Here is a 15,615-nt window from a genome sequence, read left to right on the forward strand (position 1 = left end):
CTATGACGGCTATGGCTACGGCCACTGCTACTGGAAGAAGATCCGCCGCTACAACAAGTGGGGCGACCTCGTCATCAGGCGCGTCCGCGTCTGCCGCTGACCGCCCGCACAGGCCGATATCGTGCCCGGATGCCTGCCGCATCCGGGCACATGGCCATTTTCGCGCGGAAGGCGCAAAGACGCGTGCAAAGCCGTTTCGCCGGGTTATAAGTCCGGACCATGAACGCGAAGCGCGACGGCTATATCTTCACCCTCCTGGCGATCGTCATCTTCTCGGTGCAGGACGGCATTTCCAAGCACCTCGGCGCCAGCTATCCGCCGGTCTTCATCTCGATGATCCGCTTCTGGGCCTTCGCCCTCTTCGTGACGGCCGTGGCGGCGCGCGCGCCGGGCGGCTTGCGCGCGGCGGTCCGCACCCGCCGGCCGGTGCTGCAGGTGCTGCGCGGCGTCATCCTCGCCGCGCAGATCGTCGTCGTCATCACGTCCTTCACGCTCGTCGGGCTTGCCCATTCGCAGGCGATCTTCGCCGCGACGCCGCTCTTCGTGGCGCTTCTCTCGATGCCGCTTCTCGGCGAACGGGTCGGCTGGCGGCGCTGGACGGCGATCGCCGTCGGCCTGGCCGGGGTGCTGCTGATCCTCAGGCCCGGGGGCGGCCGCTTCGAGCCGGTCCTGCTCATCCCGCTCGCCGCCGCCGCCACCTTCTCCTTCTATGTCATCGCGACGCGGCTCGTCAGCCGCGTCGACACGGCGGCGACGAGCTTCTTCTATACCGGCGTCGCCGGTGCCGCCGCGATGACGCTGGTCGGCCCCTTCTACTGGACGCCGCTTGCGCCGGTCGACTGGATCTGGATGGCGCTGCTCTGCATCACCGGCACGTCGAGCCACTATTTCCTGATCCGGGCCTACGATCTGCTCGACGCCGCGGCGGTCCAGCCGCTCACCTATCTCCAGCTCGTGCTGGCGGCAGTCATGGGCGTCACGATCTTCGGCGAGCGTCTCAGCGCCAACATGATCGTCGGCTCGCTGGTCGTCGTCGCGGCCGGCATTTTCACTGTCTGGCGCGAGAGCGTCGTGGCGCGGCGCGAGCGCTCTAAGGAGTGAGGATTATATTCCTTTTTGCTTTACTCCCGCACACGGCTCCGCTATGCTCCGGGCACCGATCGGACCGGATACCGGTCCGGGATGACCAGGAAACGTGACGATGTTTTCCCACGACAGGATCTGGGCGGCGATCGACGCCCTTGCCGAGCGGCACCGGCTTTCGCCTTCGGGTCTGGCGCGCCGCGCGGGCCTTGATCCGACCTCCTTCAACAAGTCCAAGCGCCTCGGCGTTGACGGGCGGCTGCGCTGGCCGTCGACGGAATCGATCGCCAAGGTGCTGGACGCGACCGGTGCGACGATCGACGAGTTCATCGCCCTGCAGGCGCCGGAGCGTGCGGGTGGCCTGCCGCAGGGCGCCTTTCCGCCGCAGACGGGCACGATCCCGCTGCTCGGTTTCGCCCAGGCCGGCGCCGGCGGCTTCTTCGATGACGGCGGCTTTCCGGCCGGCCAGGGCTGGGACGTCGTGGAATTCCCGGCCTCGCCGGACCGCAAGCCCGGCGTCTACGCCCTGGAAGTGCAGGGCGACAGCATGATGCCGCTTTACCGCGACGGCGACGTGCTGATCGTCGAGCCGGGCGCGCAGGTGCGCCGCGGCGACCGCGTCGTGGTCAAGACGCGCGAGGGCGAGGTCATGGCCAAGGTGCTGCACCGCCAGTCGCCGCGCTCGATCGAGCTCCTTTCCCTCAACCCGGAGCACGCGAACCGGTCGTTCGACATCGGCGACATCGAGTGGATTGCCCGCATCATCTGGGCGAGCCAGTAGATGGCGGCGTTTCCGATCGTTCCGGGAACGACCGGTCGGCTGAAGGCGGCGGCCGGTGCCGTTGTCTGCCTCGTCCTGACGGCCGCGATCGTGCTTGCCGGCGCCGCCGCGATCCGCGGGCGGGAGGCCGGCACCGAGTTCGCCCTGGAGGTGCCCGAAACCGAGGCGGTCCCGGAGGCGGGGATGGAGGAGGATATTCCCATCGATCCCGCCGCCGGGGCGCCGGCGGAACCGGAGGACGCGATCGGCGAGCCCGTGACGGTCGAGCGCGCGCCGCTGCCGGAGGTCGGCGGCGCGGCGCCGGAGGAGAGCGCACGGCAAGACGCGGAGGCGGCGCTGGCTGCGGATGAGCGGCCCCGCACGGCGCTCGCGCGGCCGATGGTCATGACCGCGTCGCGGCTGGGTTTCTCCGGCAGGCTCCTCGATCTTGAGGGCGTGAAGCCGCTTCCGATCGACCGGCAGTGCACGACGGACCGGCGCTGGCCCTGCGGCCGCATGGCGCGCACCGCCCTTGCGACCTTCCTGCGCGGCCGCACGGTCGATTGCACCGTCGACGGCGCGCAATGGACCGGCACGATCCGGGCGTCCTGCTCGTCGGCCGGCGTCGATCTCGTCGGCTGGCTGCTCGAGAACGGCTGGGCGGAGGCGGAGGAGGGGGCGGAAAACGCGGCGCGGCAGGCGCTGATGGAGACGGCGCAGGCGGAAAAGCGCGGCCTCTTCGGGCCCGATCCGCGGCCGCGCCTGAAGAGCCGCAGCCGCCCGACGATCCGTCACGACAATCCGCTCGGCTCCGGCGCCGCCCTTGACGGCTTCGGGCCCGATGGCCAATAGCTGTGGGGGGCCTCGCTCAGGGCATAACGGTTCGTTGCCCGTCCCCTTGCCGCGGGCCGGCTGCAGGCGGCGGTCCGGCGGCAGGCCGTCCGGGGATGCTGGCCGAAATCCGGCGGAAGCGGCCGGGACGCGCATCGCCCGTGTTGATACCCGCTGCCCCTTGAAAGGATCCCATGTCCCATCAGCTCGGCCACCAGGATGCCCTCGTCTATGTCATGGTCATGATGTCCGCCGTCGATTCGGCGATGACGGACCGCGAACTGGAACGGATCGGCCGGCTGGTCCGCTTCCTGCCCGTCTTCGAAGGTTTCGACGACGCGCACCTGCTGCACGTCTCGCAGGAATGCACGGCCCTCATCGACGGGCCGGAGGGGCTCGATATCGCCCTGGAAGTGATCCGCGAGGCCGTGCCGCCGCACCTCGCCGACACCGCCTATGCGCTTGCCGTAGAGGTTGCCGCGGCCGACCACCGCATCCGCAACGAGGAAATCCGGCTCTTGCAGATGCTGCGCGACCGTCTCGGCCTGGACAAGCTCACCTGCGCCGCCATCGAGCGCGGCGCCATCGCCCGCTTCCGTCGCCCCTAGACCCACGACGCCCGCCGTTTCCTCTCCCCAACGAGGGAGAGGATACAAAATCGAGGGCTTAGCCGAAGGCTAAACCTCAGATTTTGTTGGTGAGGGGGACGGCGACGGTCGACACAAGCGGGGCCGCCGCCCCCTCATCTGCGATTTCCAACACTTGGCTTGCGCTAAGATATTGAAATCGTTTCTTCTTCCTCCAGGGAGAAGAAACGCGCGGCTCACGCCCCGCCATCCCCGTTTTCCCCGCCCTCCGAACCTGTGCCTACAATCGTCCCATCCCGTCCACGGATACACCGCAAGGCGTTGCGGCGAGGCGGGGTCGGCGCGGGGCGTGGGAATGAGACGCGAAGTCCCACACACCGGGTCCGTGGAAACTGGTCTCCCTCCGGTGCACGGGGGAAGGCGGCGGGGCGTCGGACCGGGCCTGCCGTTTTTTCCCCCACCGCGGCGCCGGGCGTGCCTGTGTGGCACACAAGGGGGCCGGGCACCGGAGGTGCGTCGGCATCGTCCGCCGGGCAACCGGAAACCGACGGCGAACACCCACCGGCCCCGGCTTTCGCAGAGCGACCGAAGTCCGGGCACAAACCGCCGAACGGGGCGCCGCAAGGGGCCATATAAAATTACTTTACGAGGCAGCTTGCGGCGCCCCGTCCAAAAGTTTCGCAAAACCACGGCGCGGCGGCGGGCGTGGGCGAAGCGGCTGCGCCGCAGGCCGGACATGCCCGCCGGCGCCGCGGAGCGGACGCCCCCAACCCCGAGGAGACGACGATGCCCGCCATGACCGAGGACGACCGCAAGATCATGATATGCGCGGCGGAGCTGCTGGAGGCGCCGCAGGGCGCCTGCGGCCGCCGCGACTGCCGGCGCCGGGGGCGCTGCGCGGCGTTGCGGCAGAGGGAGCGGGCGGGGGATTGGTCCGGCGTGCGGCGGAAGCGGGCCGCATGCGGCGGGCACAGAAATCCCGTCCGGGCGATGGACCCGCAACAGGCCGGACAGCTCCGGCAGCCGTCGAAAGGGCGTTCGCTCGACGCAGGCGCGGCCTGGCAGCCGTCAGGCGCCGCCGCCCGGCGTGGTGCGTTTGCCGCCCTTGCGTGGCCGGACGGGCTCTTCGGCCGGCGGCTGCTCGAGACGCAGGGCCTTGAGCTTCATCGTCTTCTTCTCGCGGGCCGCGGCCTCCGCGGCGATGATGGCACGCGCGGTGTGGTCGGTCGCCGACGCCTTGTCACGGGCCGAGAGTTTGACGGGGTTGAAGAATGCGTCCTTGGTGGCGGTCATGGCTTCTCCCTTCGTTCAGCAGGTTGGACATGGCGCAGGGGGGCGAAGCCGCCGCCCCGCTGCAAGGACCTGAGGCAGCCGGAAACCGGCACCCGTTCAGCGCGGCCGAACCACCTTCTTCGGTGCGGGCAACAAACCCTCGCGCTGCAGCTTCTTGCGGGCGAGCTTGCGCTGCCGGCGCACGGCCTCGGCCTTTTCGCGGGTCCGCTTCTCGGAGGGCTTCTCATAGGCGCTGCGCGCCTTCATCTCACGGAACAGACCTTCGCGCTGCATCTTCTTCTTCAGGACGCGGAGCGCCTGGTCGACATTGTTGTCTCTGACGAGAACCTGCAATGGATATCCTTTCGCATACGGCGGTGCCGTGTTCTGGAGTGGGTCGGAACGGGGCGGACTATCTGTCCGCCCGCGTGGTCAGCGGCTTGAGCCAAGGCTCGGGCCGGCGCGTCTCGGACGACATTCTTTCCGGTGCGGGTGCCGCCGTTTCGGCAGCGTCGATGTCGCTTTGGACGATGCGCCGCTCATATGTCTCGTTGCCGACACGCACCCGATACTGGGCCTCGCCGTGATCGGCCGGCAGGATGCCGACGATCCGGCATGTCCTCTCGTCGCCTGCGGAGCGGGAGAGCCCGGACTTCAGAACGACCGTGTCGCCGATCACATAGCCTGCCCGGCTCATGGCGCCCTCCCAAGGGTGTTCCGCATGGTGATGGAAACAAAAAGGCCGGGCGTTACCCCGACCTCTTCCCGTCATTCAACTCTTGCTGCCAGTACATCCGTGGTCAGCGAAGAGGAACGACAATTCACGCTGCGCGCAGGTTGTCGGCCGAGCTCTTGCCGGACTTGCGGTCGCGGACGATTTCGTAGCTGACCTTCTGGCCTTCCGCCAGCGAGCCGAGGCCCGCGCGTTCGACGGCCGAAATGTGAACGAACACGTCCGTTGCGCCATCGTCAGGCTGAATGAAGCCGAAACCCTTGGTGCTGTTGAACCACTTTACGGTACCTGAATTCATAACGATTTCCTTTCATCGCTAGTGTAATCGGACGATATATTGTCCGGTATGATCGATCTTGAGAGGAAATCTGACGGAGCTTAGTGGCTCGAAGACAAAGGTCGCAAGCAGTTTTCGATAGGCTGTATATAAAGTTTATTTTGAAAAACGCAATGGCTGGCCGGAATTTTTCTGGAATTTTCTCGTGAAAGCGCCCGGGAATGCGGGATTTCGCCGGCTGTCTGCGAATTCCTTTTCGAGGAGCCGGGGTTTTATTCTGTCGCGTCGCCGAACGAACAAGGGCGGCTCGCCGCCGCCCTTTCGATGTCTGCCGGGCCGGTCAGGCGGCCTGCCGTTTCCCGTAGGGATCGAACCGTCCGTAGAAGGTCTCGCCCCTGGCGGCCATCTCCTTCAGGAGGGCCGTCGGCCGGAAGTGGCTGCCGTATCTGGCGGCAAGCTTTTCGCACAGCGCGACAAAGTTTTTCACACCCATGCCGTCGATGTAGGAGAGCGTGCCGCCGGTATAGGGCGCGAAGCCGAAGCCGAGGATGGAGCCGACATCGGCCTCGCGCGGATCGGTGACGATGCCCTCTTCCATGGTGCGGGCGGCTTCGAGCGCGATGGTGACGAGCAGGCGTTCCTTCAGCACCGTCACGTCCACATCCTCGGGCTTCTGCTGCGGGTGGAGGTCCTTCAGGCCCGGCCACAGCTTCTTCTTCTGGGGCTTCGGCGGATAGTCGTAGAAGCCCTTGCCGGCCTTGCGGCCAAGGCGCCCTTCGCCTTCCACCAGCTTCGTCACCAGGTCCATGTGGCGCGGATCGACCGACTGCGGACCGAGATCGGCGATCGAGGCCTTGAAGATCTTGTAGGAGAGATCGACGGCGACCTCGTCGTTGAGCGACAGCGGACCGACCGGCATGCCGGCCATCTTGGCGGCATTCTCGATCATCGCCGCCGGCACGCCCTCGATCAGCATGTCGTAGGACTCCGCCATGTAGCGGAAGACGCAGCGGTTGACGTAGAAGCCGCGCGTGTCGTTGACGACGATCGGCGTCTTCTTGATGGCGGCGACATAGTCGAGCGCGGTGGCAAGTGCCCTGTCGCCCGTCTCCTTGCCGAGGATCACTTCCACCAGCATCATCTTCTCGACCGGTGAGAAGAAGTGGATGCCGATGAACTGGCCGGGGCGCTTGGAGTTCTTGGCAAGGCCGGTGATCGGCAGCGTGGAGGTGTTGGAGGCGAAGATTGCCTCCTCGCGAAGCACCGCCTCGATTTTCTCGGTGACCTCCTTCTTGACCGTGCGGTCCTCGAAGACGGCCTCGATGACGAGATCGGCGTCGGCGAGCGCCGCATAGTCCGGCGTCGGGGTGATGAGGGCGAGCAGCTTTTCGCCGTCCTCCTTCGACATCCGGCCCTTGCCGACAGCGCCCGTGACGAGGCTTTCGCAATGGGCCTTGCCCTTGTCGGCGGCCTCCTGGTCGCGGTCGATGAGGACCACGGGAATGCCGGCCGCAGCCGTCACATAGGCGATCGAGGCGCCCATGAAGCCGGCGCCGACGACGGCGACCTTCCTGAACTCCGACTTTTCTACGCCGGCCGGGCGGCGCGCGCCCTTGCCGAGTTCCTGCATGGAGACGAACAGCGACCGGATCATCGAGAAGGCTTCGGTCGTCTGCAGGATATGCGTGAAGTAGCGCTGCTCGATCTTCAGCCCCGTCTCGAACGGCACCTGCAGGCCCTCATAGACACATTTGAGGATGGCGAGTGCGCCCGGATAGTTGCCGGCGGTCTCGCGGCGGAGGATCGCGGGGGCTGCCGGCCAGAGCTGGGCCGAGGCGGGCGTCCAGATGCCGCCGCCCGGCGCCTTGAAGCCCTTCTCGTCCCAGGGCTGAACCGGCTTCAGGCCGTCGAGGATCATCTTCTTCGCCGCCGGGATCAGCTCCTCCGGGGCGACGACCTGATGCACGAGGTTCATCGCCTTGGCGCGCGCGCCGGTCAGCGACGAGCCGGTGGTCATCATCTGCAGTGCGTCCTGTGCATTGGCAAGGCGCGGCACGCGCTGGGTGCCGCCGGCGCCGGGGAAGATGCCGACCTTGACTTCCGGCAGGGCGATCTTGACGGACTTGGCGTTCGAGGCGACGCGGCCGTGGCAGGCGAGCGACATCTCGAAGGCGCCGCCCATGCAGGTGCCGTTGATGGCGGAGACCCAGGGTTTGCCGCAGGTTTCCAGCTTGCGGAACAGCCAGGTCATGCGGCCGGTGGCTTCGAAGAGCTTTTCGACGGCGGTGGCCGGATCCCTGGCCTGCGCATCCTTCAAGAGATCGAAGCTCGCCTTGATCATGGAGAGATCGGCGCCGCCGGAAAACGAGGATTTGCCGGAGGTGATGACGACGCCCTTGGTGGCGCTGTCGGCGACGACCTGGTCGATGATCCGGTCGAGTTCGTCCATCACTTCGACGGTGAAGACGTTCATCGACTTGCCGGGCATGTCCCAGGTGACGAGCGTTATGCCGTCGGCGTCGGTCTCGATGGTGAAGTTCGTGTAGCTCATGTCGTCCTCCCGAAATCAGACGCGTTCGATGATCGTCGCGGTGCCCATGCCGGCGCCGATGCAGAGCGTGACGAGGGCGGTGTTCAGGTCGCGGCGCTCCAGCTCGTCGAGCACGGTGCCGAGGATCATCGCGCCGGTCGCGCCGAGCGGATGGCCCATGGCGATGGCGCCGCCGTTGACGTTGATCCGGTCGTGCGGGATGTCGAAAGCTTGGCAGTAGCGCAGAACCACGGCTGCGAAGGCTTCGTTGAGCTCGAAAAGATCGATGTCGGAAAGCGCCATACCGCTGCGGGCGAGCAGTTTTTCCGTGACGTCGACCGGGCCGGTCAGCATCAGCGCCGGATCGGAGCCGATATTGGCAAAGGCCTTGATACGGCCGCGTGCCTTCGTGCCGAGGATGTTGCCGCCCTCCTTCGAGCCGAGCAGCACGGCGGCGGCGCCGTCGACGATGCCGGACGAATTGCCGGCATGGTGCACGTAATTGATGCCCTCGATTTCCGGATGCGCCTGGATGGCGACGGCTTCGAAGCCGCCCATCTCGCCGGGCATCTGGAAGGAGGGATTGAGCGAGGCCAGCGCCTGCATGTCGGTGCCCGGCCGCATGTGCTCGTCATGGGCGAGGATGGTCAGGCCGTTGATATCCTTCACCGGCACGACGGACTTCTTGAAATAACCGTTCTCCCAGGCGTGCGCGGCGCGCTTCTGGCTCTCGACGGCATAGGCGTCGACGTCGTCGCGGGAAAAGCCGTATTTGGTGGCGATCAGGTCGGCCGAGACGCCCTGCGGCATGAAATAGGCCGGGAAGTTGACCGACGGGTCCATGAACCATGAGCCGCCCGACATGCCGAGGCCGACGCGGGACATCGACTCGACACCGCCGGCGATCACGATGTCGTCGGCGCCCTGAGCGATCTTCGCCGCGCCAAGATTCACGGCGTCGAGGCCGGACGCGCAGAAGCGTGACAACTGAATGCCGGGCGCCCTGGTCGAATAGCCGGCCTCGAAGGCGGCGGCCTTGGGGATCACCGAACCCGCGTCCATCACCGGGTCGACGCAGCCCATGATGATGTCGTCGACCTTGGCCGTATCGAGCCCGTTGCGGTCGCGCACCGCCTCCAGCACCTTGGCGGCGAGGCGGACGGACGGCACTTCGTGCAGCGAGCCGTCCTTCTTGCCGCGCCCGCGCGGCGTGCGCACATGGTCATAGATGTAGACGTCGGTCATTGTTCTCTTCTCCCTAGCGGCACAAACGCGCCGTCAAATATCGCGATGGGCCAAGCAATTATCGAGACTAGAATGCCTCCGCCGCCAGTTCCATCATCGTGTCGGCGCCGGCCTCGATGCGGGTCTTGCGGACGGCCGTTTCCGGCATGATGCGCTCCATGTAGAATTTTGCGGTGACAAGCTTGGCCTTGAGGAAGTCCTCGCGTTCGCCGCCGGCGGCAAGTCCCTCGTTGGCGGCCTTCGCCATCTTCGCCCACATGTAGCCGACGACGACGAGGCCGAAGAGGTGCATGTAGTCGGTCGATCCGGCGCCGGCATTGTCGGGCTTGGCGATCGCATTCTGCATGAACCACATGGTCGCGGCCTGCACGTCGTTCAAGCCCTTCTTCAGATGCTTGGTAAAGAAGGAGAGGCTTTCGTCGCCGCGGTTCTCCTCGCAGAAATCGCCGATCTCCTTGAAGAGCGCCATGACGGCGCGACCACCGTTCATGCCGAGCTTGCGGCCGACGAGATCGAGCGCCTGGATGCCGTTGGCACCCTCGTAGATCATGGCGATGCGTGCATCGCGCACATACTGGCTCATGCCGTGCTCTTCGATATAGCCGTGGCCGCCGAAGACCTGCTGGGCCATGACGGCATGGTCGAAGCCCTTGTCGGTCAGGACACCCTTGAGGATCGGCGTGACGAGGCCGAGGATGTCGTCGGCTGCCTGCTTCTCCTTCTCGTCGACGGCGCGGTGCGCGATGTCGGACTTCAGCGCCGTCCAGAGCAGGAAGGCGCGGCCGCCCTCGTTCCAGGCCTTGATGGTCATCAGCGCGCGGCGAATGTCCGGATGCACGATGAGCGGGTCGGCCTTCTTGTCCGGTGCCTTCGCGCCGGAGAGCGAACGGCCCTGGATCCGCTCGCGGGCATAGGCGACGGCATTCTGATAGGCGACCTCGGCGACCGAAAGCCCCTGCAGGCCGACGCCGAGGCGCGCCTCGTTCATCATCACGAACATGGCGTTGAGACCCTTGTTCTCGGCGCCGATGAGGTAGCCGGTCGCCGCGTCGTAATTCATGACACAGGTGGCGTTGCCGTGGATGCCCATCTTGTGTTCGATCGCGCCGCAGGACACGCCGTTCTTCGCGCCGGGCGTGCCGTCCTCGTTGACGAGGACCTTCGGCACGATGAAGAGCGAGATGCCCTTCGTGCCTTCCGGCGCACCCTCGATGCGGGCGAGCACCAGATGCACGATATTGTCTGTCATGCCGTGCTCGCCGGCGGAGATGAAGATCTTCTGGCCGGAAATCTTGTAGGAGCCGTCGCCGTTCGGCACCGCTTTGGTGCGCAGCAGGCCGAGGTCGGTGCCGCAATGGGGCTCGGTGAGATTCATGGTGCCCGACCAGGAGCCCTCGATCATCTTCGGCAGGTAGGTTGCCTTCTGCTCGTCCGAGCCATGCACGAGGATCGCGGCGATCGCGCCCTGGGTGAGGCCCGGATACATCATCAGCGCCATGTTGGCCGACGACATGTATTCGCCGACGGCGGCGTGCAGCGTGTAGGGCAGGCCCTGGCCGCCGAACTCCTCCGGTACGGCAAGGCCGATCCAGCCGCCCTGGCAATAGGCGTCGTAGGCCTCCTTGAAGCCCTTCGGCACCGTGACCGATCCGTCGTCGCGGCGCTTGCAGCCTTCCTGGTCGCCCGGCAGGTTGAGCGGGAACAGGACTTCCTCGGCCACCTTCGCCGCCTCGCCGGCGATCGCTTCGATCATGTCCGGCGTTGCGTCGGCAAAGCCCGGCAGGTTGTTGAAGCGCTCGAGACCGAGCACGTCGTTGAGGACGAACAGCGTGTCATTCACGGGGGCTTTGTAGATGGGCATTGTCGGGTTCCTCGCCATGTCCCTCGGACGATCGTCCGGTCTTTCGACGGATATTATAAAACTTTGACGTTTGCGTAAACGTCAAAATTCAGCCGACGACATTTTTCGCGGCCGGTCCGCTGCCCGGCAGGCAGGATGAATGTACGGAAAGACCCTCCCGGCGGCTCCTCTCCGCCCCGTCCGGCAGTCTATGAGCAAATCGTTAAAAAAATACGGTGCCGATTAACCGCTTGTTTACCACGTTTCGTGAAATGTGACGCTGACGGGCAGGTCGCGATTTAAGAGTCGGTCATTCGTATTCTGCCTGCCGACCATGCGACAGGTCCGGAAAAGTCGACGCTGTTAGACGTTGCCGGACGAGCGCATGGGGACGAGACTGCCGGGCGCGAATGGAATTCCCGATCTGCCCGGTACACGTTGAATGACGCGGCGCTGGCCCTTGGCCGCGGCGACGCAAGGTTCACCCGGCGGCCGGAAGGCCGCCAACCAAGGCGAAAAAGATGAACGGATCGCGAGCAATTCCTCCACGCCAGGGCGAAAGGTCGTCGCTCGATGCGCTGAACCGCACCATCGAGGGGCTGGAGGCGCGGATCGAGGGACTGATGTCGGGCGGCCGCGACACCGCGCGCGGCCGGGGCATGGAAGAGCGCTTCGCCCGACCGGAAACCGGCCGCTACGAGACGCCGCGCCAGGCGCCGCTGCGCGAGGATCCCGTCACCGAGATCATGCAACGCCAGCGCGCGCTCGAGGCGGGCCGCGAGCGCACACCGTCCCGCTTCGAGCGCCGTTCGGCCTCGCAGGACCACGACGCGGCAAGCCGCCAGGCGCAGCAGGCCTACCAGCCGGCCGTCGCGCAGCCCGACACCGCGATGCCAAATAGTGCGATGAAGGATATCGCCCAGGCACTGGTGAACCTGCGCCTGGAGCTGAAGCGCGACATGTCGGAAGGCCTCGAGCGCGAGATGAATGCGCTGCGGGCCGAAATGCGCGGCATCCGTCAGGTGGCCGAAAGCCGCGGCCACGGCGAGGACATGCGCGACGACCTGCAGCGCCTTGCCGCCAGCATCCAGCAGCTCGGCCGGCAGTCGGCGACGCCGGAGGCGGAGAGCCTGCGCGTCGAGTTCGACGAACTCCGTTCCGTGCTCGACGGCCTGGCGCGCGAGGACTCCGTCCGCCGCATGGAGGACCGCTGGAACGGCGTGGAGCGCAAGCTCGAAGCCTTCGACGTGGGGCGTGACGACGAACTCGTGGCGCTTGCCTACCGGCTGGATGAGCTCAAGGCGCAGATCAGCACTGTCAGCGCGACACCGGCGATCCGCGACCTCGAGAGCAAGCTGCAGATGATGGCGCAGGCCGTCGAGACGCTCGGCCGTAGCGTGCAGCAGCCCGACGACCGCCGCCTCGTTTCGCAGTTCGAAGGGCTCGACGCCCGTCTCGACGAAATCAGCCGCGCGATCGCCGCCAGCGGCCGCGTCCAGGCCGGCGCCGCCGATCTCGCCGTCGTGCAGCGGCTCGAGAACCGCATTGCCGACCTCGCCTCGCAGGTCGACACCATCGCCCATCGTCCGTTGCCCGAACAGGGTGTCGCCACGCGGATCGAGGCGCTGGCGGCGCGCGTCGAGGAAATCGCCAACGAGGAGGCCGTGCTCCGGCTCGAGGAGAGGCTCGACCAGCTGTCGCGCTTCCTCGCCGAGGTTCACCAGTCTCCGGCAGCGGGGCCGGACCTCACCGGCTACCTGTCCGACATTTCGCGCAAGATCGACGCCCTCGACCAGGGCGCCGTCAGCGACGTGCTCGCGGAACGGCTCGACTATCTCGCCCGCCGCATCGACGAGCTGGACGTGCCGGCCGCTTCGCCCTTTCCGACGCACGGCCTCGCCTCGATCGAGGACCGGCTGCTCGCGATCGCCGACCGCCTTGACCGCACCGGCACGGCCCCGGCCGAGGACAACGAGGCGCTGCGCGGCCTCGAGGCGCAGATCGCCCATCTGTCGACGCTGATCAGCCAGCCGCAGGCGGCAGCCCTCATGGAGCCGTCGGCTCTTCCCGTCGACCTCGACCGTCGCATGGCCTCGATCGAGGAATACATGGCGACAAATGACGAATATGTCATCGAGGCGGCCCGCCAGGCCGCCGAAGCGGTGATGGAGGCTTATCAGCGCAACGGCATGGGCCAGCCGGGATCGTCGCCGGACATGGCCGCGATCTCGGCGCTCGCCGACGATCTGCGGGTGCTCGAGGATCTGACGCGCTCCAGCGAGGAGCGTACCGCGCGCACCTTCGACGCGCTGCACGAGACGCTGGTGCAGATCGCGGGCCGGCTTGAGGAACTCGACCAGCCGCGCGAGGCGCCGGTGTCGCGCCGACGCGAAACGGCACCCGCCATGCCGCGCGCCGACGCTCCGTCCTTCGACGTCACCGAAGATCCCTTCGAGGACGACGACTTTGGCGGGGGCACTGCGGAGCCGGTGCGCGAGGCGCCGATGAGCTTCGCGACCGCGCCGGTCGTCGAGCCGATGGAGGTCCAGGACGAGCCGGAGATCGCCGCCGCCGCGGACCTGGCGGCGGAGGCCGCAAAGGCCACTTCCGCTGAAAAGGACCGTCCGGCGAAGAAGAGCCTTATCGCGGGCCTCGCCCGGCGTTTCGCACCGGGCCGCAAGGACGAAACGGCGCCGTCCGTCCGTCAGCAGGTCGACCCGGCACCCTCGCTCGATCCGGGCGACGAACTTGCGCCGGAAGTGGCGAACGAGCTGCTGGAACCGGGCTCGGGCGGGCCGGACGTGCGCAAGATCCTAGAGCGTGTCCGGGCCAGCCAGCAGACGTCCAACTTCTCGGGCGCCCCGGTCGAAGGCGACAAGACAGACTTCATCGCCGCCGCGCGCCGTGCCGCCCGCATGGCAGCGGAGGAATCCGACACGCTGTCCAAGGTCGCTCCGCAGAAAAGGAGCGTCGCGAAGGGGAAGGATGCCAAGGGCTCCACGGGCGGCTCCGCGCTCGGCCGCCACCGTCGCCCGATCCTGCTTGCCGTCGGCGCCGTGCTGCTCGCGATCATGTCCTATCCGCTCGTCAACACGATGGTGCGTGGCGACAAGGCGCCGGCGCCGGCCGCCGTCGAGCAGACCGCGGCCGATCCGGCCGAGAGCACGCTGACCGGCGAATCGGTGCCGGCGACCGCGAATGTCGCCGAAGTGCCGGCGACGGCGCAGGACGATGCGGCCGACAGCAAGGTGCTGGACGCCACCCCGGATGCGGTGACTGCAGAAAAGCCGGCGGACGTCGCGGCGGATGATGCGGTGCCGCTTGCAGACGGCGACACGAACCGGATCGCAGCCGAAGCGCCTGACAGCGGCCAGTCGCAGATGACGAGCCCGGCCGACGACGCCGGCGCCGCAACCGGCGGCTTCGAACCGCTGCCTGCGACGGGCGCCGATGCGGCTCTTGCGACGGAAGAAGAGGCGCTGCCGACGGCGGACGGGACGCAAAGCCTCGAGCCGGTTGCCGGCGAGGCGAAGCCGCCGGAAACGGCGGCGACGATCGCCGTCCCCGAAGCAATCACACCGCCCTCGCTCGCCAAGGCCGCCTCCGAGGGCGACAGCCTGGCGCTCTTCGAGGTCGGCGCGCGTTATACCGACGGCCGTGGCGTGACGACCGACATGGGCGAGGCGTTGAAGTGGTACCAGCTTTCCGCCGACCGCGGCTTTGCGCCTGCGCAGTACCGTCTGGCGAACCTCTACGAGAAGGGCCAGGGCGTCGAGCGCGATCTCGCCAGGGCGCGTGAGCTCTACCGGCTTGCGGCCGACCAGGGCAATGCGAGCGCCATGCACAATCTCGCCGTCCTGCTGGCGACCGGCGGCGGCGGTTCGGCTGCGGATTTCAAGGAAGCGGCGACCTGGTTCCAGAAGGCCGCCGATCTCGGCGTGCGCGACAGCCAGTTCAATCTCGCGATCCTTTATGCGCGCGGCAACGGCGTGCCGCAGGACCTGGAAGAGTCCTACAAGTGGTTCGCGGTCGCGGCCCGCGAAGGCGACCGGGATGCGGCGGCGAAACGCGACGAGGTGGCAAACGCCATGCGGCCGGAGCAACTGACGAGCGCCAAGGCCAAATTCGATCTGTGGAAGCCGCTGCCGCTCGACGACAAGGCGAACACCGTCGACCTTCCCGACGAATGGGCGGGCAAGGGCACGAAGACGGCGACCGTCGACATGGCGCGGGCGATCCGCAACATCCAGGCGATCCTCAACAACAACGGCTTCAATGCCGGCACGCCGGACGGTCAGATGGGCCGCAAGACCGTTGCCGCCATCAAGGCCTTCCAGAAGTCCGTCGGACAAGCCGAGACCGGCAAGATCGACGATGCGCTGGTGACGGAGTTGCTGAAGCGCAACAAGTAGCGGGCATCACGCCCCGTGCCGGGTCGAGGGCGGGAATTCCCGCCC

The 15,615-nt window shown here is 67.0% G+C and carries 12 protein-coding genes; 5 read left to right on the forward strand and 7 right to left on the reverse strand.

Annotated features, from left to right (window positions below; translation table 11 throughout):
- The first annotated feature begins 219 nt into the window (after positions 1 to 219).
- From LXM94_RS19755 to LXM94_RS19770, 4 genes are all read left to right on the forward strand, one after another.
- Positions 220 to 1,101, forward strand: coding sequence for a DMT family transporter (locus tag LXM94_RS19755; RefSeq protein ID WP_235773179.1), 882 nt, complete (start codon positions 220 to 222; stop codon positions 1,099 to 1,101).
- Between the two features lie 100 nt (positions 1,102 to 1,201).
- Positions 1,202 to 1,864, forward strand: coding sequence for a S24 family peptidase (locus tag LXM94_RS19760; protein ID WP_235773180.1), 663 nt, complete (start codon positions 1,202 to 1,204; stop codon positions 1,862 to 1,864).
- Entirely contained in the window at positions 1,865 to 2,695 is an 831-nt protein-coding gene (locus tag LXM94_RS19765; RefSeq protein WP_235773181.1) for a thermonuclease family protein, read from the forward strand. It begins immediately after the preceding gene.
- A 173-nt stretch (positions 2,696 to 2,868) separates the two neighbouring features.
- Positions 2,869 to 3,282, forward strand: a complete 414-nt coding sequence (locus tag LXM94_RS19770) for a tellurite resistance TerB family protein (RefSeq protein WP_235773182.1) — start codon at positions 2,869 to 2,871, stop codon at positions 3,280 to 3,282.
- 1,047 nt (positions 3,283 to 4,329) lie between these two features.
- On the opposite strand, the gene LXM94_RS19775 is transcribed toward LXM94_RS19770, so the two are convergent.
- From LXM94_RS19775 to LXM94_RS19805, 7 genes are all read right to left on the reverse strand, one after another.
- The gene (locus LXM94_RS19775; protein WP_235773183.1) at positions 4,330 to 4,554 is read right to left on the reverse strand and encodes a hypothetical protein; all 225 of its coding nucleotides are present in this window, start codon (positions 4,552 to 4,554) and stop codon (positions 4,330 to 4,332) included.
- A gap of 96 nt (positions 4,555 to 4,650) precedes the next feature.
- Positions 4,651 to 4,887 carry a 30S ribosomal protein S21 gene (gene rpsU / locus LXM94_RS19780; RefSeq protein WP_235773184.1) on the reverse strand — a complete coding sequence of 79 codons (237 nt, stop codon included), beginning with the start codon at positions 4,885 to 4,887 and terminating at the stop codon, positions 4,651 to 4,653.
- A gap of 58 nt (positions 4,888 to 4,945) precedes the next feature.
- Complete coding sequence (locus tag LXM94_RS19785; RefSeq protein ID WP_235773185.1) at positions 4,946 to 5,230, reverse strand: cold-shock protein; 285 nt, start codon at positions 5,228 to 5,230, stop codon at positions 4,946 to 4,948.
- A gap of 124 nt (positions 5,231 to 5,354) precedes the next feature.
- Positions 5,355 to 5,564, reverse strand: a complete 210-nt coding sequence (locus tag LXM94_RS19790) for a cold-shock protein (protein WP_235773186.1) — start codon at positions 5,562 to 5,564, stop codon at positions 5,355 to 5,357.
- A gap of 319 nt (positions 5,565 to 5,883) precedes the next feature.
- Positions 5,884 to 8,094: an FAD-dependent oxidoreductase gene (locus LXM94_RS19795; protein ID WP_235773187.1), complete on the reverse strand. Its 2,211-nt coding sequence runs from the start codon at positions 8,092 to 8,094 to the stop codon at positions 5,884 to 5,886.
- Positions 8,095 to 8,109: 15 nt separating this feature from the next.
- Entirely contained in the window at positions 8,110 to 9,318 is a 1,209-nt protein-coding gene (locus LXM94_RS19800) for an acetyl-CoA C-acetyltransferase (RefSeq protein WP_235773188.1), read from the reverse strand.
- Positions 9,319 to 9,385: 67 nt separating this feature from the next.
- Entirely contained in the window at positions 9,386 to 11,179 is a 1,794-nt protein-coding gene (locus tag LXM94_RS19805) for an acyl-CoA dehydrogenase C-terminal domain-containing protein (RefSeq protein ID WP_235773189.1), read from the reverse strand.
- Between the two features lie 500 nt (positions 11,180 to 11,679).
- Here LXM94_RS19805 and LXM94_RS19810 point away from each other — a divergent pair, with 500 nt between their 5' ends.
- The gene (locus tag LXM94_RS19810) at positions 11,680 to 15,570 is read left to right on the forward strand and encodes a peptidoglycan-binding protein (protein WP_235773190.1); all 3,891 of its coding nucleotides are present in this window, start codon (positions 11,680 to 11,682) and stop codon (positions 15,568 to 15,570) included.
- Positions 15,571 to 15,615 lie beyond the last annotated feature (45 nt).

The sequence above is a fragment of the Rhizobium alarense genome (assembly GCF_021555155.1).
GTDB lineage: Bacteria > Pseudomonadota > Alphaproteobacteria > Rhizobiales > Rhizobiaceae > Rhizobium_D > Rhizobium_D alarense.

Excerpts from the sequence above, each read along its gene's own strand:
- LXM94_RS19805 (WP_235773189.1), bottom strand. The coding sequence starts at position 11,179 with ATGCCCATCTACAAAGCCCCCGTGAATGACACGCTGTTCGTCCTCAAC.
- LXM94_RS19775 (WP_235773183.1), bottom strand. The coding sequence starts at position 4,554 with ATGACCGCCACCAAGGACGCATTCTTCAACCCCGTCAAACTCTCGGCC.
- LXM94_RS19795 (WP_235773187.1), bottom strand. The coding sequence starts at position 8,094 with ATGAGCTACACGAACTTCACCATCGAGACCGACGCCGACGGCATAACG.
- LXM94_RS19760 (WP_235773180.1), top strand. The coding sequence starts at position 1,202 with ATGTTTTCCCACGACAGGATCTGGGCGGCGATCGACGCCCTTGCCGAG.
- LXM94_RS19800 (WP_235773188.1), bottom strand. The coding sequence starts at position 9,318 with ATGACCGACGTCTACATCTATGACCATGTGCGCACGCCGCGCGGGCGC.
- LXM94_RS19765 (WP_235773181.1), top strand. The coding sequence starts at position 1,865 with ATGGCGGCGTTTCCGATCGTTCCGGGAACGACCGGTCGGCTGAAGGCG.
- LXM94_RS19770 (WP_235773182.1), top strand. The coding sequence starts at position 2,869 with ATGTCCCATCAGCTCGGCCACCAGGATGCCCTCGTCTATGTCATGGTC.
- LXM94_RS19785 (WP_235773185.1), bottom strand. The coding sequence starts at position 5,230 with ATGAGCCGGGCAGGCTATGTGATCGGCGACACGGTCGTTCTGAAGTCC.
- LXM94_RS19790 (WP_235773186.1), bottom strand. The coding sequence starts at position 5,564 with ATGAATTCAGGTACCGTAAAGTGGTTCAACAGCACCAAGGGTTTCGGC.
- LXM94_RS19755 (WP_235773179.1), top strand. The coding sequence starts at position 220 with ATGAACGCGAAGCGCGACGGCTATATCTTCACCCTCCTGGCGATCGTC.
- LXM94_RS19810 (WP_235773190.1), top strand. The coding sequence starts at position 11,680 with ATGAACGGATCGCGAGCAATTCCTCCACGCCAGGGCGAAAGGTCGTCG.